The organism is Microbacterium sp. K35, from assembly GCF_004794375.1.
GTDB classification, from domain to species: domain Bacteria; phylum Actinomycetota; class Actinomycetes; order Actinomycetales; family Microbacteriaceae; genus Microbacterium; species Microbacterium sufflavum.
This window is the reverse complement of sequence record NZ_SSDM01000272.1, coordinates 1-21,208: the sequence shown is the minus strand read 5'-3', so window position 1 is coordinate 21,208 and position 21,208 is coordinate 1. Positions and strand designations below refer to the sequence as shown.

Annotated in this window: 21 protein-coding genes and 1 pseudogene; 20 read left to right on the top strand and 2 right to left on the bottom strand. The window is 70.1% G+C overall.

The annotated features are described in order from the left end of the window. Positions 1 to 10: 10 nt before the first annotated feature. The 4 genes from coaE (at position 11) to DW299_RS10405 (ending at position 3,754) form a co-directional block, all read left to right on the top strand. On the top strand, positions 11 to 610 hold the full coding sequence (gene coaE / locus DW299_RS10420) for a dephospho-CoA kinase (RefSeq protein ID WP_136028805.1): 600 nt from the start codon (positions 11 to 13) through the stop codon (positions 608 to 610). 127 nt (positions 611 to 737) lie between these two features. Continuing rightward, a complete protein-coding gene (locus DW299_RS10415) occupies positions 738 to 1,277 on the top strand; it encodes a hypothetical protein (protein WP_168442771.1) in 540 nt (179 codons plus the stop codon). Between the two features lie 39 nt (positions 1,278 to 1,316). After that, positions 1,317 to 3,389, top strand: coding sequence for an excinuclease ABC subunit UvrB (uvrB, locus tag DW299_RS10410; protein ID WP_136028809.1), 2,073 nt, complete (start codon positions 1,317 to 1,319; stop codon positions 3,387 to 3,389). An 11-nt stretch (positions 3,390 to 3,400) separates the two neighbouring features. Then, positions 3,401 to 3,754, top strand: a complete 354-nt coding sequence (locus DW299_RS10405; protein WP_206253332.1) for a TfoX/Sxy family protein — start codon at positions 3,401 to 3,403, stop codon at positions 3,752 to 3,754. Here DW299_RS10405 and DW299_RS10400 read toward each other — a convergent pair. Continuing rightward, on the bottom strand, positions 3,751 to 3,993 hold the full coding sequence (locus DW299_RS10400; RefSeq protein WP_205812731.1) for a hypothetical protein: 243 nt from the start codon (positions 3,991 to 3,993) through the stop codon (positions 3,751 to 3,753). The two genes, DW299_RS10405 and DW299_RS10400, sit on opposite strands and share 4 nt — an antisense overlap. A 44-nt stretch (positions 3,994 to 4,037) precedes the next feature. On the opposite strand from DW299_RS10400, the gene DW299_RS10395 reads away from it, so the two are divergent. The 16 genes from DW299_RS10395 to DW299_RS10320 all read left to right on the top strand — a co-directional run bounded on the left by DW299_RS10395 (position 4,038) and on the right by DW299_RS10320 (position 20,015). Continuing rightward, positions 4,038 to 4,502 (top strand): MarR family winged helix-turn-helix transcriptional regulator, encoded by a 465-nt coding sequence (locus tag DW299_RS10395; RefSeq protein ID WP_136036534.1) that lies wholly within the window; start codon positions 4,038 to 4,040, stop codon positions 4,500 to 4,502. A gap of 36 nt (positions 4,503 to 4,538) precedes the next feature. Continuing rightward, positions 4,539 to 5,291 (top strand): DUF4129 domain-containing protein, encoded by a 753-nt coding sequence (locus DW299_RS10390; RefSeq protein ID WP_136036533.1) that lies wholly within the window; start codon positions 4,539 to 4,541, stop codon positions 5,289 to 5,291. Beyond that, entirely contained in the window at positions 5,288 to 5,764 is a 477-nt protein-coding gene (locus DW299_RS10385; protein WP_240745375.1) for a hypothetical protein, read from the top strand. The genes DW299_RS10390 and DW299_RS10385 overlap by 4 nt, the downstream gene beginning before the upstream one ends. After that, positions 5,761 to 6,732 carry an AAA family ATPase gene (locus tag DW299_RS10380; RefSeq protein ID WP_136036531.1) on the top strand — a complete coding sequence of 324 codons (972 nt, stop codon included), beginning with the start codon at positions 5,761 to 5,763 and terminating at the stop codon, positions 6,730 to 6,732. The genes DW299_RS10385 and DW299_RS10380 overlap by 4 nt, the downstream gene beginning before the upstream one ends. Further along, positions 6,729 to 8,036, top strand: coding sequence for a DUF58 domain-containing protein (locus DW299_RS10375; protein ID WP_136036530.1), 1,308 nt, complete (start codon positions 6,729 to 6,731; stop codon positions 8,034 to 8,036). Before DW299_RS10380 ends, DW299_RS10375 begins: the two co-directional genes overlap by 4 nt. Continuing rightward, positions 8,033 to 8,599, top strand: a complete 567-nt coding sequence (locus tag DW299_RS10370) for a hypothetical protein (RefSeq protein WP_136036529.1) — start codon at positions 8,033 to 8,035, stop codon at positions 8,597 to 8,599. Before DW299_RS10375 ends, DW299_RS10370 begins: the two co-directional genes overlap by 4 nt. Positions 8,600 to 8,636: 37 nt before the next feature. Continuing rightward, positions 8,637 to 11,525 (top strand): excinuclease ABC subunit UvrA, encoded by a 2,889-nt coding sequence (gene uvrA, locus DW299_RS10365; protein WP_136028825.1) that lies wholly within the window; start codon positions 8,637 to 8,639, stop codon positions 11,523 to 11,525. Continuing rightward, on the top strand, positions 11,525 to 13,432 hold the full coding sequence (gene uvrC, locus DW299_RS10360) for an excinuclease ABC subunit UvrC (protein ID WP_136036528.1): 1,908 nt from the start codon (positions 11,525 to 11,527) through the stop codon (positions 13,430 to 13,432). The genes uvrA and uvrC overlap by 1 nt, the downstream gene beginning before the upstream one ends. Positions 13,433 to 13,467: 35 nt before the next feature. Next, the gene (gene rapZ, locus DW299_RS10355) at positions 13,468 to 14,340 is read left to right on the top strand and encodes an RNase adapter RapZ (protein WP_136028829.1); all 873 of its coding nucleotides are present in this window, start codon (positions 13,468 to 13,470) and stop codon (positions 14,338 to 14,340) included. Between the two features lie 63 nt (positions 14,341 to 14,403). Then, on the top strand, positions 14,404 to 15,381 hold the full coding sequence (gene whiA, locus DW299_RS10350) for a DNA-binding protein WhiA (RefSeq protein WP_136028831.1): 978 nt from the start codon (positions 14,404 to 14,406) through the stop codon (positions 15,379 to 15,381). Positions 15,382 to 15,571: 190 nt separating this feature from the next. Beyond that, a complete protein-coding gene (locus DW299_RS10345; RefSeq protein WP_017202787.1) occupies positions 15,572 to 16,198 on the top strand; it encodes a superoxide dismutase in 627 nt (208 codons plus the stop codon). Between the two features lie 116 nt (positions 16,199 to 16,314). Then, positions 16,315 to 17,325 (top strand): type I glyceraldehyde-3-phosphate dehydrogenase, encoded by a 1,011-nt coding sequence (gap, locus tag DW299_RS10340; protein ID WP_136028833.1) that lies wholly within the window; start codon positions 16,315 to 16,317, stop codon positions 17,323 to 17,325. A gap of 10 nt (positions 17,326 to 17,335) precedes the next feature. Further along, complete coding sequence (locus tag DW299_RS10335) at positions 17,336 to 18,550, top strand: phosphoglycerate kinase (protein WP_136028835.1); 1,215 nt, start codon at positions 17,336 to 17,338, stop codon at positions 18,548 to 18,550. Further along, on the top strand, positions 18,541 to 19,332 hold the full coding sequence (tpiA, locus tag DW299_RS10330) for a triose-phosphate isomerase (RefSeq protein ID WP_136028837.1): 792 nt from the start codon (positions 18,541 to 18,543) through the stop codon (positions 19,330 to 19,332). The genes DW299_RS10335 and tpiA overlap by 10 nt, the downstream gene beginning before the upstream one ends. Before the next feature lie 81 nt (positions 19,333 to 19,413). Further along, complete coding sequence (gene secG, locus DW299_RS10325) at positions 19,414 to 19,662, top strand: preprotein translocase subunit SecG (RefSeq protein WP_101845144.1); 249 nt, start codon at positions 19,414 to 19,416, stop codon at positions 19,660 to 19,662. Then, positions 19,662 to 20,015, top strand: coding sequence for an RNA polymerase-binding protein RbpA (locus DW299_RS10320; protein WP_136028839.1), 354 nt, complete (start codon positions 19,662 to 19,664; stop codon positions 20,013 to 20,015). The genes secG and DW299_RS10320 overlap by 1 nt, the downstream gene beginning before the upstream one ends. A 76-nt stretch (positions 20,016 to 20,091) precedes the next feature. On the opposite strand, the pseudogene DW299_RS19075 reads toward DW299_RS10320, so the two are convergent. After that, positions 20,092 to 21,208 (bottom strand): annotated as a pseudogene (locus DW299_RS19075) (hypothetical protein); the annotation flags it as partial.

The window sequence follows — 21,208 nt, the reverse complement described above, 5'->3', positions numbered from 1 at the left end:
GACTGACGTCATGCCCCTCATCGCCCTCACCGGTGGCATCGCCTCCGGGAAGTCGACCATCGCCCGTCGTCTCGCGGAGCACGGAGCGATCATCGTGGATGCGGACGCGATCGTGCGCGACGTGCAGGCGCCCGGGTCGCCGGTGCTGGAGCGGATCGCCGAGGTGTTCGGCCCGGAGGTCATCGCGGAGGACGGCTCCCTGGATCGGCCGGCGCTGGGCGCGCGGGTGTTCGGCGACCCGGAGCAGCTGGCGCAGCTGAACGCGATCGTGCACCCCGCCGTGCGCGACGAGTCGCAGCGCCGCTTCACGGACGCGCTCGCCGCCGATCCGCACGCGGTGGTGGTGTACGACGTGCCGTTGCTGGTGGAGGCGAGGGTCGACGACCCGTGGGACCTGATCGTGGTCGCGCATGCCCCGGCGGAGGAGCGTCTGCGTCGGCTGGTCGAGCTGCGGGGCATGGACGAGGCTGCCGCCCGCGAGCGCATCGGCGCGCAGGTGTCCGACGAGAAGCGTCTGGCGATCGCCGACGTGGTGATCGAGACCGGCGGCGCTCTCGCCGAGACGGTCGCGCAGGCCGACGCGCTGTGGGAGCGCCTCCGCACCGGCTGACCGACCGGACGTTCAGCATTTCTCCAGGTGCGCAGAACGTCGCCGATATTCTGGAAGGGCGTGGGGACGCACCAGGGGATGGTCTGCTGGGGGAGAGCTTTTTTCCGCGCGCTGGGGAGTGGAAGAAGTGACTCAGTCGAGCCATGGCATCTCGCGTCGGACTCTGATCAAGGGAGCGGCCTGGTCGGCCCCCGTCATCGCGGTGGCCGTCGCTGCGCCGCTGGCGGCAGCCAGCGCGACCGTCGTCCCGAACAGCACGGCGAACTACTACTGGGACGCGGAGGCGCAGGGCGCGTTCACCAGCCTGGTCGCGGCGAGCGGTGGCCTGCGCGCCACCTTCAGCACCCAGATCAGCTATCGGGCGAACCCCTGGATGAGTCCGCCCGCCGGTGGCTCGCTCGTCGTGGTCGTCACGTTCTCCTCTCCCGTCACGCTCGACCCCGCGTCGTCGTTCGGGGCCTGGGTGCCGCAGCCCGTCGGCGGCTCCACCGCCACGAGCTTCACCTTCATCAGGACGCCGTCGAGCTTCGGCGACGCGCTGAGCTTCAACGTGATCGGCTCGGCGCCCGGCGAACTGCGCTCGACCGCGACCATGACGCTCCTCAACGGCGGGAGTGCGACCGCGACCACCGAGCCCTCGGCGGAGACGGCGGTCCTGGTCGCCTGACCCGGCCCCGATGTCGGAGGGGCGGCCTACGCTGGAAGCATGCAGCCCACGCGCAGTGTCCGTCCCTTCGAGGTCATCAGCGAGTACGCCCCGGCCGGTGATCAGCCGCAGGCCATCGCCGACCTCGCCTCGCGCATCAACGCGGGCGAGACCGACATCGTCCTCCTCGGCGCCACGGGTACCGGCAAGTCCGCGACGACGGCGTGGCTGATCGAGCAGGTGCAGCGTCCCACGCTGGTGCTCGCGCACAACAAGACCCTCGCCGCCCAGCTCGCCAACGAGTTCCGCGAGCTCATGCCGAACAACGCGGTGGAGTACTTCGTCTCGTACTACGACTACTACCAGCCAGAGGCGTATGTGCCGCAGACGGACACCTTCATCGAGAAGGACTCGTCGATCAACGCCGAGGTCGAGCGGCTCCGACACTCCACCACCAACTCGCTGCTGAGCCGGCGCGACGTGGTCGTGGTGTCGACGGTGTCGTGCATCTACGGCCTCGGCGCGCCCGAGGAGTACCTGCGAGCCATGGTGGCGCTGCAGGTGGGGGAGCGGTACGACCGCGACGCGCTCATCCGGCAGTTCATCGCGATGCAGTACAACCGCAACGACGTCGACTTCTCGCGGGGCAACTTCCGGGTGCGCGGCGACACGATCGAGATCATCCCCGTCTACGAGGAGCACGCGATCCGCATCGAGCTGTTCGGCGACGAGATCGAGGCGCTGTACTCGCTGCACCCGCTCACCGGCGAGGTGATCGAGAAGCTCGACGCCGTGCCGATCTTCCCCGCGTCGCACTACGTCGCCGGAACCGACGTGATCCAGCGCTCCATCGGCACGATCGAGCACGAGCTGGAGGAGCGGCTGAAGGAGTTCGAGCGCCAGGGCAAGCTGCTCGAGGCGCAGCGTCTCCGCATGCGCACCACGTTCGACCTGGAGATGCTGCAGCAGCTCGGCTTCTGCTCGGGGATCGAGAACTACTCGCGGCACATGGACGGCCGCATGCCGGGCGAGCCCCCGCACACGCTGCTCGACTTCTTCCCCGACGATTTCCTGCTGGTGATCGACGAGTCGCACGTCACGGTGCCGCAGATCGGCGCGATGTACGAGGGCGATGCCTCCCGCAAGCGCACGCTGGTCGACCACGGCTTCCGGCTGCCCAGCGCGATGGACAACCGCCCGCTGCGGTGGGACGAGTTCAAGAACCGCATCGGGCAGACCGTGTACCTGTCGGCGACGCCGGGCAAGTACGAGATGGGCATCGCCGACGGCGTGGTGGAGCAGATCATCCGCCCGACGGGTCTGGTCGACCCGGAGATCATCGTGAAGCCGTCGAAGGGGCAGATCGACGACCTGCTCGAAGAGATCCGGCTTCGGGTCGAGCGCGATGAGCGCGTACTCGTCACGACGCTGACGAAGAAGATGGCCGAGGAACTCACCGACTTCCTCGGTGAACACGGCGTGCGGGTCCGCTACCTGCACTCCGACGTCGACACGCTCCGCCGAGTGGAACTGCTCAGTGAGCTGCGCGCCGGCGTGTACGACGTGCTCGTGGGCATCAACCTGCTGCGTGAGGGCCTCGACCTGCCCGAGGTGTCGCTGGTGGCGATCCTCGACGCCGACAAGGAGGGCTTCCTCCGCTCCGGCACCTCGCTCATCCAGACGATCGGCCGTGCCGCGCGAAACGTCTCGGGTGAGGTGCACATGTACGCCGACAACATGACCGACTCCATGGCGAAGGCCATCGAGGAGACCGACCGCCGTCGCGAGAAGCAGATCGCGTACAACAAGGAGAACGGCATCGACCCGCAGCCCCTGCGCAAGCGGATCGCCGACATCACCGAGGTGCTCGCCCGCGAGGGCGCCGACACCGCCGACCTGATGTCGGGCCGTGGCCGGGCCTCGGGCAAGGGCAAGTCGCCGACGCCGAACCTCCGGCGCACGGGCATCGCGGCCGAGGGGGCGCAGCAGCTCGAGGCGACGATCCAGGATCTGACCGATCAGATGCTCGCGGCGGCCGCCGAGCTGAAGTTCGAGCTCGCCGGGCGCCTGCGCGATGAGGTGCAAGACCTCAAGAAGGAGCTCCGCTCGATGGAGCGGGCCGGGCACGCCTGAGTGGAGTGGCGATGGATGACGCAGGGAACGACCTCGCCGATCGGATCCGGGCGCTGCTGAGCGCGGACGACGCGATCGAGGAGCGCCGGATGTTCGGAACCAAGGCGTTCCTGGACGGCGGGCGCATCCTGGTCGGCGCGCGCACGGGCGGTGTGCTCCTCGTCCGCGTGGACGACGAGAACGGGGCGGCGATGCTCACGGAAGCGGGGGTCTCTCGCGCGGTGATGGGCTCGCGCACCATGAGTTCCGGGTGGCTCGACGTCGCGCCGTCGGCGATCGAGGACGATGCCGCGCTGATGCTGTGGCTCGATGTCGCGCGCGAGTCGACGGGCGCCGCGGTGGAGGCGGCTTCCGACGAGGGCTAGGGGCAGTGCACCAGGGTCTTCGGACCCGATCGGTCGATCTCGTGCTGTGTCATCGGCGCCCCGCACAGCGGGCAGGCCCGCTCGGCGCGCTCGGCAGCGCTGGGAGGCGGCGTCTTCTCGTACGGTCCGACGGACGCGGGACCGGCGAGACGGACCAGGTTGGTGTTGACCCAGGTGTAGAGGCCCCCGGCCTCGCGGATGCGGGTGCGAAGCGGGGGCCGAGTGGAGTCGTTCGACATGTTCATTAGTGTACTAATGATTCGTGCAGATATATAGTCGATCCGTGACCGCCTCCGACGACCTGCTCCGCCTCGAGAACCAGTTGTGCTTCGCGATCGTCACGGCCGCTCGCAACATCGTGGCGATCTACCGCCCGATCCTGGAGCCGCTGGGACTGACGCATCCGCAGTACCTGGTCATGCTCGCGCTGTGGGAAAGGGCGCCGCGCACCCTCAACGACCTCGCCGCAGACCTCGCGCTGGAGCCGGCGACGGCCTCGCCCCTCGTCAAGCGCCTGGAGACGGACGGCCTCGTGGCACGACAGCGCAGCGCCGAGGACGAGCGTCGGCTCGAGATCACGCTCACGGAGGCGGGCCTGGCGCTGCGTGCTCGCGCTGTCGACGTGCCCGTGCAGGTCATGCGCGCCGTCGGCATGAGCATCCAGGAGGTCGGTGCGCTCCGCGACGGACTCGGCGCTTTCGCCGGGCGCCGGCTCGACAGCGGCTCCACGGCAGCGCCGTCCGCCTGACCACGCCCGCGCCGCGCCCGACCCTAGGGTGGACTCATGTCGCGCACCGAGGCCCCCACTCGCGGAGCCCTGCGCGCGAGCGGTCGCGGAACACTCCGCCGGATCCTGCTCCTCGGCGGGGTGGTCGGTCTCTTCGCTCTGCTGATGCTCGCCGCGGCGCTTCAGGGGCAGCCGCAGTTCGCGCCGTCGTCGCCGCCCCCGCCGGAACAGCAGCCCGACGCGGTCGTCGTCCCCGAGACGACGAGCTCGCCCCTCCCGGAGCTGGAGCCGCCGGAGGACTCGGTGCTGCAGAACATCCTCGGCGTCGTGTTCGGAGCGCTGCTCGCCGCCGTCGCGGTGCTGGTGCTCGTGGTCGTGGCACGGTGGGCCGCCCGCCGCCTCCGTGATCTGTGGCGCGATCGTCCCCTGCGGCGCACGGACGCGGTCGTCCCGGACGCCGCGTCCGGGGGGCCCGTGGTCGAGGCGGCGCCCGACGATGCGGTCATCCGCCGGGGAGTCGACGCAGCGCTCCGAACGATCGCGGAACGTCCGCGGGCCGCCGACGCCATCGTCTCCGCCTGGGTCGGACTGGAGGAGTCGGCGGCGGATGCCGGGGCCGGCCGCTCGGCGACGGAGACGCCGTCGGAGTTCACGGTGCGTATCGTCGGGCGCCGGGCGGGCATCCGCGACGACGTGATCACGCTGCTCCGTCTCTACGAGCAGGTGCGCTTCGGCGGCCGCGTCGCCGACGAGGCGGATCGCGCTGCCGCGGCCGCGAGCCTGCGCGGCATCAGGGAGGGGTGGCGATGAGGGCGCGGACCGTCGCGATCGCCGCGGGCTGTGTGCTGCTCGCGGTCGCCCTCGTGCTGGGGCTGCGCGCCGCAGGTGTCCCGCTGGCGTTCGCGGTGTCGTGGACGACGGTCGCCGCGGCGGTGTCCCTCGCGCTGCGCGGAGTCCTGGTCGACGATCCCGTCCTCTGGCCGCCCGAGCGTCCGCCGCGCGAGGCCAGGGGCTCCGAGGTCTCCCGGCTGGCCTGGGCGATCAACACGCGTTCGGGCGTTGCAGGGACCATCCTCGTGCGCCGCGTGCAGAACGTGCTCCGCCGGCGGCTCGCGCACCGCGGCCTCGACCTCGACGATCCCGCCGACCACGCGGCGATCGACGCGCTGCTCGGCCAGGGCATCCGCGCGGGACTGTCCCGCCGCGAGGTGCGGCGCGACGACATCGAGAGAGCGTTGGACGCGCTCGAACGCATACCCACCGACACGGAGGAGACAGCATGACCACGGACGAGACCACCGAGATCGCGACCACGGGTCGCCGTGTGCTGGAGGGGGTGCGCAGCGTCGTCGTCGGTATGGACGAGACGCTCACACTCGCCCTCGCGGCGATCCTGGCCGGGGGTCACGTGCTGTTCGAGGACGTGCCGGGGCTCGGCAAGACGCTGGCCGCGCGGAGCCTGGCCCAGGCGCTGGGACTGGAGTTCCGACGGCTGCAGTGCACGCCGGACATGCTGCCCGGCGACGTGACGGGCTCGTACGTGTACGCCCCGACCGAGGGGGACTTCGTCTTCCGGCCCGGGCCGATCTTCACGGGTCTGCTCCTCGCCGACGAGGTGAACCGCACCACGCCCAAGACGCAGTCCGCGATGCTCGAGGCGATGGCCGAGCGGCAGGTCACGGTGGAGGGGAACCGTTTCCCACTGCCGCAGCCCTTCCACGTGATCGCGACCTCCAACCCCATCGAGTACGAAGGGACCTACGCCCTGCCGGAGGCGCAGCTCGACCGGTTCATGGTGCGCCTCACCGTGGGCTACCCCGCCCCGGACGACGAGACGCGCATCATCGTCGACAGGGTGCGGCGGCAGACCCCCGACGTCCGCGTGCCCGCCGTGGTCGACACGGAGGGGCTGCTCGCGCTCCAGGCGGCGGTCGAGCGCATCAACGTCGATCAGGACGTGGTGCGCTACGCCGTGGACCTGACGAGGGCGACCCGCGAGGCGGTGAACGTGTCGGTGGGTGCCTCGCCTCGCGGATCCCAGGCGCTCGTGCTGCTCGCCAGGGGCGTCGCGGCACTCGAGGGGCGGTCGTACGTGCGGCCCGACGACGTCAAACGCGTCGCCGTCCCTGTGCTGGCGCATCGGCTGACACTCACTCCGCAGGCCTGGGCGCAGGGGGTGGATCCGGGTGGAGTCGTGGCGGCGGCGGTCGAACGCACCCCGGTGCCGCCGACCGTCGCGGCCGCGCGATGACCGACGAGACCGCGACGACGGCATCCGCGGGGGTGACGTGGCATCGGACGCCCGTGATCGCGCTCGGCCTCGCCGGGGCGGCCGTGCTCGCGGGCCTCGGACTGGTGCTGTCGCGCCCCGACGTGATCGCGGTGGGTCTGCCGCTCGCCCTCGCGGCGGTGTGGGCGCTGCTGCGCCGTCCGCGCGACGGGGAGTTGCGGGTCGCCCTGCACGCTGCGCCCGACGCGGGGGAGGACGCCGTGGTGCGCGTCACCGCGGACGTCGACCTCGACGCCGAGCACATGCAGCTCGCGGTCGAGGGGCGGGGGCGTCGCACCGCGCTCGCGGAGGTGCGGCCGGGCACGGCGGTGCTGTCCGCTCGGACGCGGCTGTCGCATTCGGGGCCGGTCGAGCTGATGGGGCTGATCGCCCGGGGCACCGCGATCGACGGCGCCTGGGTCTCCGACCGCGGACCGCGCACGGCGATCGGGTGGAACGCCGCACCGAAGACGAGGAGGATCGATCGGCTGCCGGTGGCTCCGCGCCTCGCGGGGCTGAACGGCTCGCACGAGGGGCATCGCGCGGGCCAGGGCGGCGACTTCCACGACATCCACCCGTTCGTCCCCGGGGATGAGGTGCGGAGGGTGGATTGGCGCGCGACGGCTCGTGCCGCCCGACGCCCCGGCGACCTGCTGGTGCGGCGGGTGAACGCGCTGAGCGACTCCTCGGTGGTGATCGCGATGGACACGGCGGAGGACCTCGGATCGGTGGTGGCCGCGTGGGGGACCGACGACCCTGACCGCACGGGTGTCACCTCGCTCGACCTCGCGCGCGAGGCGGCTCTTTCCGTGGCGACCGCCGCGGTCGGAGCCGGGGATCGGGTCGCGTTCCACGCGCTCTCGCCGGGCGGACGCAGCGTGCCGATCGGCGGGGGAGCCCGGCACCTCGCGAGGCTGCGCGCCGCCGTCGCCGCCACGGGTCCGAGTGCCGACTCGTCCTACCGGCGCTCGCCAGTCGTACCGACGGGCTCGATCGTGTTCGTGCTCTCGACCTTCGCCGACGGGGTGGCTGCGCGACTCGCGACGCAGTGGCGGGCCGCCGGTCACGCCGTCGTCGCGATCGATGTGCTGCCGCAGCTCGACGGCGCACGGCTCACCAGGGAGCAGCGCATCGCCCTGCGCACGCTGCTGGCCGAGCGCGCCGACATCCTCGCCGAGCTCCGGCGCGCGGGGGTCGAGGTGGTGGCCTGGGCAGACGACGGCGTCGACGTGGCGTTGCGGGTGGCGGCGTTGCGCCAGCAGCGGAGCCGGAGGGTGGCGCGGTGACCGCTCGCACGCGAGGGTTCGACGTGGGCGCCTGGGTGCCCGGAGTGACGCTGCGCGTCCTGACCGTGGCTCTGGTGCTGCTCGGCGTGCTGGTGCTGCACCCCACGCCGTTCTGGCGGGGTGTGGCGGTGGTCGCGGCTCTCGTGGGGGCCGTGCTGCCCCGGTCGCTCGCAACATGGGTGGGGGCGGCCTGCCTGCCGTTCGGGCTGCTGCTGTCCGAGCCGGCGCCGGAACGGACGGCGGTCGCCCTCGTGCTCGTCCATGCGATCCACATCCTCGCCGCGCTCAGCCTCACGGTGCCCGCGGCCGCTCGCCTCACGCTGAGGTCGCTCCGGCCGACGGCGGTGCGGTTCGTCGTGATCCAGCTGGTGGCCCAGTCGCTGGCGCTCGGCGTCTGGGCGTTGTCGCCCGAGCAGGTCGAGCGCGGTGCGGCCTGGCTCGCCCCGGCGGCGGCGTCACTCCTCCTGGTCGTCGTGGTCGTCGCATGGCTGGTCCTGCGGCGGGAGAACGGCCCCGTCCCGCGGGCCGTTGCGGCCCCGTCGACGGGAGGGGATCGCCCCTAGCGGAGCCGATGTCCGTGGCCCCTCGTAGACTTGTTCGGTGCCCATCGTCCCCGTTGCCTCCCCCGGAAAACTCAGTGTCCGCGGTGCCCGCGTCCACAACCTCCAGAACGTCGACATCGACATCCCGCGCGACTCCCTCGTCGTGTTCACCGGCCTGTCCGGGTCGGGGAAGTCGAGTCTGGCGTTCGACACGATCTTCGCCGAGGGGCAGCGCCGCTACGTCGAATCGCTGAGCGCCTATGCGCGGCAGTTCCTCGGCCAGGTGGATCGGCCGGACGTCGATTTCATCGAGGGCCTGAGTCCCGCGGTGTCGATCGACCAGAAGTCGACCAACCGCAACCCGCGGTCGACCGTGGGCACCATCACCGAGATCTACGACTACATGCGCCTGCTGTGGGCGCGTATCGGCGTGCCGCACTGTCCCGAGTGCGGCGAGAAGATCCAGCGTCAGACGGTGCAGCAGATCGCCGACCAGCTCATGGAGCTGCCCGAGCGCACCCGGTACCAGGTCGTCGCCCCCATCGTGTCGCAGAAGAAGGGCGAGTTCGTTGACCTCTTCCGCGAGCTCGGCGCCAAGGGCTACTCCCGCGCGATCGTCGACGGCGACCTCATCCAGCTGGCCGAGCCGCCCACGCTGAAGAAGAGCTACAAGCACGACATCGCGGTGGTCGTCGACCGCCTGGTGGCGTCGCCCGACATCCTGGGCCGGGTCACCGACTCGGTGGAGACGGCCCTGGGACTCGCGGGTGGCGTCGTGCAGATCAACTACGTCGACGGCGAGGGCGACGACGCCTGGCAGACCTTCTCCGAGAAGCTCGCCTGCCCGAACGGCCACGCCCTCACCCTCACCGAGATCGAGCCGCGCACGTTCTCCTTCAACGCACCGTTCGGCGCCTGCCCCGCGTGCTCCGGGCTGGGCACGCGCATGTCGGTGGACGTCGAGCTGATGCTCGGCGACGAAGATCTCTCGATCCGCGAGGGCGTCATCATTCCCTGGACCACGCAGGGCAAGGGTCTCTTCCAGTACTACGAGCGCCTGCTCGAGGGGCTGGCGCGCGACCTCGACTTCTCGCTCGACACGCCGTGGCGCGAGCTGCACTCCGACGTCAAGGAGGCCGTGCTCCGCGGCGAGAACTACAAGGTCACGGTCAAGTGGAAGAACCGCTACGGCCGGGAGATGCGGTACGCGTCCGGGTTCGAGGGCGTCGTGCCCTACATCGAGCGGCAGTACCTCCAGGCCGAGTCCGACACGCAGCGCAACCGCTGGGGCGAGTACCTCCGTGAGGTGCCGTGCCCCGTGTGCAACGGCGACCGCCTCAAGCCCGAGGTGCTCGCGGTGCAGGTGCACGGCCACTCGATCGCCGAGGTGTCGCACCTGAGCCTCGCCGACGCGCGGGGCTTCATGGAGAAGCTGCACCTCACGGAGCGGGAGGCGAAGATCGCCGCCCAGGTGCTGCGCGAGATCCGCCTGCGCCTCGACTTCCTCCTCCAGGTGGGGCTGTCGTACCTCAACCTCAGCCGTTCGGCGGGGTCACTGTCCGGTGGCGAGGCGCAGCGCATCCGGCTCGCCACGCAGATCGGCTCCGGCCTGACGGGCGTGCTCTACGTGCTCGACGAGCCGTCGATCGGCCTGCACCAGCGCGACAACCGCCGGCTGATCGAGACCCTGCTCACGCTGCGCGACCTGGGCAACACGCTCATCGTGGTGGAGCACGACGAAGAGACCATCGAGGCGGCGGACTGGGTGGTCGACATCGGTCCCGGCGCCGGAGTGAACGGCGGCACCGTTGTGCACTCGGGGCCGTACAGCGCGCTCCTCGGCGACAGCGATTCGATGACCGGCGACTACCTGTCCGGGCGCCGGGCGATCCCGATGCCGTCGAAGCGTCGCAAGATCGACAAGAAGCGCATGCTGAGCGTGGTCGGCGCGCGGGCGAACAATCTGCGCAACGTCACGGCGGACTTCCCGCTGGGCGTGCTCACGGCCGTCACCGGCGTCAGCGGCTCGGGCAAGTCGTCCCTCGTGAACGACATCCTGTACCAGGTGCTCGCTTCGCGACTGAACGGTGCGCGGACCGTTCCGGGCAAGCACACCAGGGTGACCGGCCTCGACAACCTCGACAAGGTCGTGCACGTCGACCAGGCGCCGATCGGCCGCACCCCGCGCTCGAACCCGGCCACGTACACCGGCGTGTTCGACCGCATCCGCACCCTGTTCAGCGAGACGCCGGAGGCGAAGGTGCGGGGCTATCAGCCCGGTCGCTTCAGCTTCAACGTCAAGGGCGGCCGCTGCGAGGCGTGCTCGGGCGACGGCACCATCAAGATCGAGATGAACTTCCTGCCCGACGTCTACGTCGACTGCGAGGTCTGCCACGGCAAGCGGTACAACCGCGACACGCTCGCGGTGCACTACAAGGGCAAGAACATCGCCGAGGTGCTGGAGATGCCGATCGAGGAGGCCGCGGAGTTCTTCGAGCCGATCCAGGCGATCCACCGCTACATGAAGACGCTCGTCGACGTCGGGCTCGGCTACGTGCGGCTGGGGCAGTCGGCCACGACGCTCTCGGGCGGCGAGGCGCAGCGCGTCAAGCTCGCCACGGAGCTCCAGCGTCGCAGCAACGGCCGCAGCATCTACGTGCTCGACGAGCCGACCACGGGTCTGCACTTCGAAGACGTCCGCAAGCTCCTCGAGGTGCTCAACGGCCTCGTCGACAAGGGCAACACCGTGATCGTGATCGAGCACAACCTCGACGTGATCAAGTCGGCGGACTGGGTGATCGACCTCGGACCGGAGGGCGGTTCGGGTGGCGGGCAGATCATCGCGACCGGTACGCCGGAGCAGATCGCCCGCGTCGAGGAGAGCCACACCGGGCAGTTCCTCGCCGAGATCCTGGGTGAGGGGCGCGCCGCGCGGAAGGCCAGCTGATGGCCGACGTGCTCCCGTACAAGCCGCGGACGGGCGAGATCCCGACCGACCCCGGCGTGTACCGGTTCCGCGACGCCAACGGACGGGTGCTCTACGTCGGCAAGGCGAAGAACCTGCGCCAGCGGCTGTCGAACTACTTCGCCCCGCTGCGCACGCTGCACGAGCGCACCCGGCGCATGGTCACGACCGCTGCGTCGGTGGAGTGGACGGTCGTTCCCACCGACGTCGACTCGCTGCAGCTCGAGTACATGTGGATCAAGGAGTTCGATCCGCCGTTCAACGTGCGCTACCGCGACGACAAGTCGTACCCCTTCATGGCGGTCACCCTCGCCGATGAGGCGCCCCGCGTGATCGTCACCCGGAACAGGAAGATCCCCGGGGCGCGGTACTTCGGTCCGTATCCCAAGGTGTGGGCGGTGCACGAGACCATCGACCTGATGATCAGGGCCTTCCCGATCCGCACCTGCAGCGATGCGAGCTACAAGAGGGCGATGCAGACCGGGCGCCCGTGCTTCCCCGGGCAGATCGGCAAGTGCGGCGGGCCGTGCTCGATGACGGTGTCCATCGAGGAGCACCGGGCGATGGTCGACGACTTCATCGCGTTCATGGCGGGCGGAGACGAGCGCTTCACCCGCGAGCTCACGAAGCGCATGCTCGCCGCGTCCGCCGCGATGGACTACGAAGCCGCCGCGAAGTACCGGGACAAGCTGTCCGCGATCGAGGCCGTGCTCGGCAAGAGCGCCCTGGTGCTGCCGGCCGATGAGGACGCCGACCTGTTCGGCATCGCGGAAGACGAGCTCGCCGCCGCCGTGCAGCACTTCGTGATCCGCGGCGGCCGCGTGCGCGGTGTCCGTGCCCTCACGATCGAGAAGGAGATCGACATCACGGGTGCCGAGCTCGTCGACCAGGTGCTCCAGCAGGCGTACGGCGACGCGCAGGATGTTCCGCGACGGATCCTCGTCCCGACGCTCCCCGACGACGCGACCGAGCTGGAGCAGTGGCTGCGCGAACGCCGTGGCAAGAAGGTCGAGATCGCGGTCGCACATCGGGGTCAGCGTGCCGACCTGATGCGCACCGCGACGCTGAACGCGCAGCAGGCGCTGATCCGGCACAAGACCCGCCGGACGAGCGACTACGTGGCGCGCACCCAGGCGCTGACCGATCTTCAGGAGGCGCTGGGCATGGAGGAGGCGCCGCTGCGCATCGAGTGCTTCGACATCTCGCACCTCGGCGGCACCAACGTGGTCGCCTCGATGGTCGTGTTCGAGGACGGCCTTCCGCGCAAGGACCAGTACCGGTCGTTCAACATCGCCGAGACGACCGACGACACCGACTCGATGTACCAGGTTCTGCGCCGCAGGCTCGCACACCTGGATCGGCCGGAGGAGGAGCAGGAGGTCCTCGACCCGACCACCGACGAGGTCGTGGGGGAGGACCTGGGCGAGGCGACCGCACGGCGCAAGCCGCGGTTCGCGTATCCGCCGCAGCTGCTCCTCGTCGACGGAGGGAAGCCGCAGGTGGAGGCCGCCGCGCGCGCGCTCCACGACGCGGGGCACACCGAGATCGCCGTGTGCGGCATCGCCAAGCGTCTTGAAGAGGTGTGGCTGCCGGGAGACGACTTCCCCGTGATCCTGCCCCGCACCAGCGAGGCCCTCTACCTTCTCCAGCGACTGCGAGACGAAGCCCACCGCTTCGCGATCACGCACCAGCGCAAGAGGCGCAAGAAAGACATCGGCAGCGTGCTCGCCGAGGTTCCGGGGCTCGGCGCCTCTCGCATCAAGGTGCTGCTCAAGCACTTCGGCTCGGTCACGGCCCTCCGCGCCGCCGACCCGTCGCAGATCCAGGAGGTACAGGGGATCGGTCCGGTGCTCGCTCAGACCATCCATTCGCACCTGTCCACTCGCTAGGCTGGGAGACCGAGGGGGAGAAGGAGCAGGGAGCGATGACTGACGGGGAGAAGGGCGAGTTCCTCATCGTCACTGGGATGTCCGGCGCAGGCCGGACGACGGCGGCGAACGCACTGGAGGATCTCGGCTGGTATGTCGTCGACAACCTGCCTCCGCAGATCCTCCGGCCGCTGCTCGACCTGACCGGCATGGGTGGCGATTCGCTGCCCAAGGTCGCCGCCGTGGTCGACGTGCGCGGCCGCAACCTCTTCGACGATTTCCCGGGTGTCGCCCGACTGCTGCGCACGCGCGGCGAGATCCGGGTGCTGTTCCTCGACGCCTCCGATGACGTCCTGGTGCGTCGCTTCGAGTCGGTGCGCCGCCCGCACCCCCTGCAGGGCGATGGCACTCTGCTCGACGGCATCCGCACGGAGCGGACGCGTCTGGCCCCCATCCGCGAGGCCGCCGACCTGGTGATCGACACCTCGGCGCTGAACATCCACCAGCTCGCGACGCAGGTCTCCGACATCTTCTCGGAGGAGGGGGAGGCGCGGCATCGGGTGACGCTGCTCAGCTTCGGCTTCAAGTACGGGCTGCCCACCGACGTCGACCTGGTCGCCGACATGCGCTTCCTCCCGAATCCGTACTGGAACGAGGAGCTGCGCGGCCTCACCGGGCAGGATGAGACGGTCCGCGAGTACGTGCTGTCCCGCGAGGGTGCGACCGACTTCCTCGATTCGTATGCGAAGGCGCTCGTGCCGGTGCTCGAGGGGTATCAGCGGGAGAACAAGAGCCACTCGACGATCGCGATCGGATGCACGGGCGGCAAGCACCGCTCGGTCGCGATGTCCGAGGAGCTGGCCCGCAGGATCGCCGCGATTCCGGGGGTCGCCGTGAACGTGCGGCACCGCGACCTCGGCAGGGAATAGCCCCCCGGGCGAGTAAGCTGGAGGTTTGCGTCGCGATCCGGCGCGTGAACGTGAAGGAGTGTCGTGGCACTAACCACCGACGTCAAGGCTGAGCTCGTCAGCATCCGCAATGCACCCCCGACGGTGCGCGTGGCGGAGGTGACAGCCATCCTCCGATTCGCCGGTGGACTGCACTCCATCGCGGGCCGTGTGGCCGTGGAGGCCGAGGTCGATGCAGAGACCCTCGCTCGCCGCGTCGCCAGGGATCTCGCCGAGATCTACGGCGTGCGCCCGGAGATCGCGCAGGTGCAGTCGAGCACCGCGAACGACGGCGCCCGCTGGGCCGTGCGCGTGATCGCGCAGGGGGAGACCCTCGCCCGCCAGACCGGCCTGCTCGACCCGCGTCGCCGTCCGGTCCGCGGCCTGCCGAACCGTCTCACCACGGGTTCGCGCGCCGAGATCGCCGGTCTGTGGCGTGGGGCCTTCCTGGCCGCCGGATCGCTCAGCGAGCCCGGCCGTTCGGCGATGCTCGAGGTCGCCTGCCCGTCGTCCGAGGCGGCGATGGCGCTCGTGGGCGCCGCACACCGTCTGGGCGTCGCCGCGAAGGCGCGCGAGGTCCGCGGCATGCCCCGCGTCGTGGTGCGCGAGGGCGAGGCGATCCGTACGATCCTCAGCGAGATGGGCGCTCACCGTACCGCGCTGGCGTGGGAGGAGCTGCGTCAGCGTCGCGAGGTGCGCGCGGGCGTGAACCGCCTGGTCAACTTCGACGACGCGAACCTGCGGCGTTCCGCGCAGGCGGCGGTGGCCGCGTGCGCCCGTGTGGAGCGCGCGCTGGAGATCCTCGCCGACGAGGTTCCCGATCACCTGCGGGTCGCCGGCGAGCTGCGCCTCGCGCACCGGGACGCCAGCCTCGACGAGCTCGGCCACCACGCCGACCCGCCCCTCACCAAGGACGCGGTCGCCGGTCGCATCCGTCGTCTTCTCGCCATGGCAGACAAGCGCGCCCAGCAGGAGGGCATCCCCGGCACGGAGGCCGCTGTCCCCGCCGGGCTCGACGTCTGATCCACCCGCCTCTGCTCCGACGGCCCGTCGCCCCTACCCGGGGTGGCGGGCCGTCGTCAACGGGAGGAAGGATCCGGTCCGACCCGGTGTTGTCCTCACTAGGATGAGAGACGTCCGCTCCACGCCGCACATCGGTGGCGCGGAGGATCGGCAAGCGCCGCGGGCGCGGCGCGGATTGGATGAAAGCGATATGGCGACCTACACCCTCCCCGACCTCCCGTACGACTTCGCAGCCCTCGAGCCGCACATCAGCGGCAAGATCATGGAGCTGCATCACGACAAGCACCACGCGACCTACGTCGCCGGCGCGAACACCGCGCTCGAGCAGCTGGCCGAGGCCCGCGAGAGCGGCAACCTGGCGAACGTGAACAAGCTCGAGAAGGACCTCGCGTTCAACCTCGGCGGTCACGTCAACCACTCGATCTTCTGGACCAACCTGTCGCCCAACGGCGGCGGTCAGCCGGAGGGCGAGCTGAAGGCCGCCATCGACGAGTACTTCGGTTCGTTCGAGAAGTTCCAGGCGCACTTCACGGCTGCCGCGACCGGCATCCAGGGGTCCGGCTGGGCCGTCCTCAGCTGGGACTCGATCGGCTCGCGCCTGATCATCCAGCAGCTGTTCGACCAGCAGTCGAACACGGCGCAGGGCACGATCCCGCTGTTCCAGCTCGACATGTGGGAGCACGCGTTCTACCTCGACTACCTGAACGTGAAGGCCGACTACGTCAAGGCCGCATGGAACATCGCGAACTGGGAGAACGTCGCCCAGCGCCTCGAGGTCGCCCGCAAGCAGACGAACGGCCTGCTGGTACTGTCGTAACCGGGTCGCGTCCCGGCGGGCCCACGGCTCGTCGGGGCGCCATCTCAGCCAAAAAACCCGCGCATGGCGCCCGCTTCGACAGCGGTCTCCGGCGCATGAGAAACAGGGAGACCTGAGTGTCTGTCAAGATCGGTATCAACGGCTTCGGCCGCATCGGACGCAACTACTTCCGCGCGGCGCTCGCGCAGGGAGCAGACCTTGAGATCGTCGCGGTCAACGACCTCACCGACAACAAGACCCTGGCGCACCTCCTGAAGTACGACTCGGTCGGCGGCGTCCTCGACGCGCAGATCAGCTACGACGAGGACAGCATCACCGTCGACGGCAAGGAGATCAAGGCGTTCGCTGAGCGCGACCCCGCCAACCTTCCGTGGGGCGAGCTGGGCGTCGACATCGTCATCGAGTCGACCGGTTTCTTCACCAACGCCGACGCGGCACGCAAGCACATCGAGGCCGGCGCGAAGAAGGTCCTCATCTCGGCTCCCGCCACGGGCGACGACCGCACCATCGTGATGGGCGTCAACGAGGAGACGTACAACCCGGAGACGGACCACATCATCTCCAACGCCTCGTGCACCACGAACTGCCTCGCGCCGCTGGCGAAGGTCTTCAACGACGCCTTCGGCATCGACCGCGGCTTCATGATGACCGCGCACGCCTACACGGCCGACCAGAACCTGCAGGACGGCCCGCACAAGGACCTGCGTCGTGCACGCGCCGCCGCGATCAACATCACTCCGGCGTCGACCGGTGCGGCCAAGGCGATCGGTCTCGTGCTGCCCGAGCTGAACGGCAAGCTCAGCGGCTCGTCGTACCGCGTTCCGGTCCCCACGGGCTCGATCGTCGACCTCACGCTGATCACCGACCGCGAGAACCTCACGGTCGAGGAGGTCAACGAGGCCTACAAGAAGGCTGCCGCCGACGGTCGTCTCGCGGGCTACCTGCAGTACAACGAGGACCAGATCGTGTCGAGCGACATCGTGCACAACCCGCACTCGTCGATCTTCGACGCCACGCTCACCAACGTCAGCGGCAACCTGATCAAGGTCTCGAGCTGGTACGACAACGAGTGGGGCTACTCCAACCGTCTCGTCGACCTGACCGAGTACGTGGCCGAGCGCCTCTAAGCTCAGACACATGACTCTGCGCACCCTGGACTCCCTGGGGTCGCTCGAGGGCAAGCGCGTCATCGTCCGTTGTGATCTCAATGTCCCCCTGCGGGACGGGGTCATCACGGACGATGGCCGCGTTCGGGCCTCGTTGCCGACCCTGAACACGCTGATCAACGCGGGCGCCCGCGTGATCGTCTGCTCGCACCTCGGCCGCCCCGACGGTGCCCCCGACCCGCAGTACAGCCTGGAGCCCGTGGCTCAGCGTCTGTCCGAGCTCCTCGGCGCTCCCGTCGCGTTCGCGCGCGACACCGTCGGGGAATCCGCGAAGGACGCGGTCGCCTCCCTGGAGGACGGCGGGGTCGTGGTGATCGAGAACCTCCGGTTCAACCCGGGGGAGACGTCGAAGGACGAGGCGGAGCGCGAGGCGTTCGCCGGTCAGCTCGCCGAGCTGGGAGACGTGCTGGTCTCGGACGGCTTCGGCGTGGTGCACCGCAAGCAGGCGAGCGTGTACGAGCTCGCGAAGCGTCTGCCCTCGGCGGCGGGCCTGCTGATCGCGGCTGAGCTCGACGTGCTCGACCGCCTCACCGAGAACCCGGAGCGGCCCTACGCGGTCGTGCTCGGCGGCTCCAAGGTGAGCGACAAGCTCGGCGTGATCTCGCACCTGCTGCCGCGTGTCGACCGCATCCTGGTCGGCGGCGGCATGCTGTTCACCTTCCTCAAGGCGCAGGGCCACCCGGTGGCGTCGAGCCTCCTCGAGGAGGATCAGCTCGACACGGTGCGCGGCTACATCGCGGAGGCGCAGGAGCGCGGCGTCGAACTGGTGCTCCCGACCGATGTGGTCGTGGCGGCGTCCTTCTCGGCGGACGCGGCGCACGAGGTGGCGGCCGCGGACGCGATCGAGGAGACCGCGTTCGGAGCGTCGGGCATCGGCCTGGACATCGGTCCGGAGACGGCGGCCCGTTTCGCCGAGGTGATCCGCGGATCCAAGACGGTGTTCTGGAACGGGCCGATGGGCGTGTTCGAGTTCCCGGCTTTCGCGGCGGGCACCAAGGCCGTGGCGCAGGCGTTGACCGAGGTCGACGGCCTCAGCGTGGTCGGCGGCGGCGACTCGGCGGCTGCCGTGCGCCAGCTCGGCTTCGCCGACGACCGCTTCGGTCACATCTCGACCGGAGGCGGAGCGAGCCTCGAGTTCCTCGAGGGCAAGAAACTACCTGGGCTGGAGGTCCTCGGATGGGCGTGAGCTCCCGTACCCCGCTGATCGCGGGCAACTGGAAGATGAACCTCGACCACCTGCAGGCGGTCGCGTTCGTGCAGAAGCTGCACTGGACGTTGAAGGATGCGAAGCACGAGGACGGCTCGGTGGAGGTCGCGGTGTTCCCGCCCTTCACCGACATCCGCAGCGTGCAGACGCTGATCGACGCCGACAAGATCCCGTTCGCCTTCGGTGCGCAGGATGTGTCGGCGCACGACTCGGGCGCGTACACCGGCGAGATCTCCGGCGCGTTCCTGTCGAAGCTCGACGCGACCTACGTCATCATCGGTCACTCCGAGCGTCGCGAGTACCACGACGAGACCGACGAGGTCGTCGCCGCCAAGGTGAAGGCCTCGCTGAAGCACGGCCTGGTGCCGGTGATCTGCGTGGGCGAGACCGCGGAGGACCTGGAGAAGTTCGGGGCGAGCGCGGTTCCGGCCGGTCAGCTGGAGGCGGCGCTGCAGGGCGTCTCGCCGTCGGCGGACATCGTCGTCGCGTACGAGCCCGTGTGGGCGATCGGTTCCGGTCAGGCCGCGACCCCGCAGCAGGCGCAGGACGTGTGCGCCGCGCTGCGCGGGGTGATCGCGAAGGTCCTGGGCGACGAGGCGGCGGCGCGTACGCGCATCCTCTACGGCGGCTCGGTGAAGGCGGCGAACATCGCCAGCTTCATGCGGGAGCCCGATGTGGACGGCGCCCTGGTCGGCGGGGCGAGCCTCGTCGTCGACGAGTTCGCCGCGATCATCCGTTTCGAGAAGCACGTCGGCGTGTGAGTGCGGCGGGGCTGCGGCCCCGCTGCACCGTATACTTGACCGTTACGGGGGCGCTCCGGCCCCAGCGAAAGGCTCTTTCTCGTGGCAATTCTCGAGTTCGTCCTGCAGGTCGTGCTGGGTATCACCAGCGTGCTGCTGACTCTCCTCATCCTCCTGCACAAGGGTCGCGGTGGCGGCCTGTCCGACATGTTCGGCGGAGGCATGACCACCGCGGTGGGTTCCTCCGGTCTCGCGGAGCGGAACCTCAACCGCTTCACCGTCGTCCTGGCGCTCACGTGGTTCGTCGCCATCGTCGCGCTGGGCCTCATCACGAAGTTCGAGGTGATCTGATGGCTACCGGTGGAAACGCGATCCGCGGTACCCGGGTGGGCTCCGGCCCGATGGGCGAGCAGGACCACGGCTACCACGCCGACCGCATCGCCGTCACGTACTGGGACGGCCTCGGCAATGAGACGGTCCGCTACTTCGCGGCCGGTCTGCCCGAGGAGGAGATCCCCGAGATCATCGACCACCCGCAGTCGGGCCTTCCCGCGGGGCGCGACAAGGAGAACCCTCCCGCCGTCGCCAAGACGGAGCCCTACAAGACGCACCTCGCGTATGTGAAGGAGCGTCGCACCGACGAGGAGGCCGTACAGCTCCTCGAAGACGCGCTGACGCAGCTGCGTGAGCGCCGGGGGCAGTGACCTCCCGCTGAGTCGAACAGACGCCGAGTCGAACTGAGAACCGCCACGGATCATCCGTGGCGGTTCTCTGTTTCCGTCAGCGGCAGCCGGCGGCCGCGTCGATGTAGTTCTGCGGCGGGTAGCCGTAGGCCCAGACGCCGTTCGCGTCGTCGGTGAAGCCCATGCTGATCGCCCAGGCCGTCGCCCACTTCTCGATGCTGTCCTGGGTGGAGGAGTCGTACATGCCCTGGCATTTGACGCTGATGGCATGTCCCACCTCGTGCGCGACGAGCGCCTTGCTCCGATCGGCGGGCCACTGCTGGGCGACCGAGTCGGACAGCTGGATGACGGCGCGACCCGGCTCGTCCCACCACCACGTGGTGTAGCCGCCCATGCTGCCGTTGGCGCCCGCGCCGTTGACGGTCGCGGCCCAGTCGAACTCCAGGAGCACTCCGGGGGCCAGCGACCGGGCGAACGCCTCGATCTCGAGGCGTGCGCCGCGGAGGGGGCCGTCCTTCTCGCTCAACTCCGCCGCCTCGGTGGCGACGACCTGGGCCGCCGCATCCTGCAGCGCGACGTAGGCCGCGACCGCGGTGTCGTCGATGGTCGTCACGGCGGCGACGTCGGCCGCGGCGTCGCGCAGGGCGATCACGGCATCGTTGCGAGCCGACACGTGCGCCGCCTCGAACGCGGTCGCCGCCTGCCCTGCCGTCGCGAGCACGGCCAGTCCGCTCTCGGCCACGGCGTCCCGTCCGCGCGAGGCGTCCGCCGACGCCCGCTCGAGGTTCGCGTCGAGCTCATCGAGCGCCCGTTCGTCGTCCTCCAACTGGGCGGTGGTGCCGAAGAGCTCCCAGAACCAGGCCGGTTTGTCGCGTGCGGGCGGTCGATCGGCCGCCACGGCGTCCTCCACGGCCGCTCCGATCCCCTCGCCGTCCGCGACCGCGGCGGTGAGGGCCGACCAGGATTCCTCCGGCACCGGGAGAGTCGGACTGCCGGTGTCGAGGATCACGTGACCGGCGTCCGTGGACTCCAGCAGAGCGGCGTACCGGTGATCGACCTCCGAACGCTGAGCGTCCACGGCGCGCGCGGCTGTTTCGACGCGCGCCGATGCGTCATCGAAACCGAGCGCTGCCGACACCTGGGTGATCGCGAGGGCCGCGACCACGGCGACCGCGCCGATCACGCCGGCGACGACGGGGCCCCGCGGCCGGCGT

Excerpts from the sequence above, each read along its gene's own strand:
- DW299_RS10335 (WP_136028835.1), top strand. The coding sequence starts at position 17,336 with ATGACTCTGCGCACCCTGGACTCCCTGGGGTCGCTCGAGGGCAAGCGC.
- DW299_RS10405 (WP_206253332.1), top strand. The coding sequence starts at position 3,401 with ATGGATGACGCAGGGAACGACCTCGCCGATCGGATCCGGGCGCTGCTG.
- coaE (WP_136028805.1), top strand. The coding sequence starts at position 11 with ATGCCCCTCATCGCCCTCACCGGTGGCATCGCCTCCGGGAAGTCGACC.
- DW299_RS10375 (WP_136036530.1), top strand. The coding sequence starts at position 6,729 with ATGACCGACGAGACCGCGACGACGGCATCCGCGGGGGTGACGTGGCAT.
- rapZ (WP_136028829.1), top strand. The coding sequence starts at position 13,468 with ATGACTGACGGGGAGAAGGGCGAGTTCCTCATCGTCACTGGGATGTCC.
- DW299_RS10390 (WP_136036533.1), top strand. The coding sequence starts at position 4,539 with ATGTCGCGCACCGAGGCCCCCACTCGCGGAGCCCTGCGCGCGAGCGGT.
- DW299_RS10385 (WP_240745375.1), top strand. The coding sequence starts at position 5,288 with ATGAGGGCGCGGACCGTCGCGATCGCCGCGGGCTGTGTGCTGCTCGCG.
- uvrB (WP_136028809.1), top strand. The coding sequence starts at position 1,317 with ATGCAGCCCACGCGCAGTGTCCGTCCCTTCGAGGTCATCAGCGAGTAC.
- uvrC (WP_136036528.1), top strand. The coding sequence starts at position 11,525 with ATGGCCGACGTGCTCCCGTACAAGCCGCGGACGGGCGAGATCCCGACC.
- DW299_RS10345 (WP_017202787.1), top strand. The coding sequence starts at position 15,572 with ATGGCGACCTACACCCTCCCCGACCTCCCGTACGACTTCGCAGCCCTC.
- DW299_RS10380 (WP_136036531.1), top strand. The coding sequence starts at position 5,761 with ATGACCACGGACGAGACCACCGAGATCGCGACCACGGGTCGCCGTGTG.
- tpiA (WP_136028837.1), top strand. The coding sequence starts at position 18,541 with ATGGGCGTGAGCTCCCGTACCCCGCTGATCGCGGGCAACTGGAAGATG.
- DW299_RS10320 (WP_136028839.1), top strand. The coding sequence starts at position 19,662 with ATGGCTACCGGTGGAAACGCGATCCGCGGTACCCGGGTGGGCTCCGGC.
- DW299_RS10400 (WP_205812731.1), bottom strand. The coding sequence starts at position 3,993 with ATGTCGAACGACTCCACTCGGCCCCCGCTTCGCACCCGCATCCGCGAG.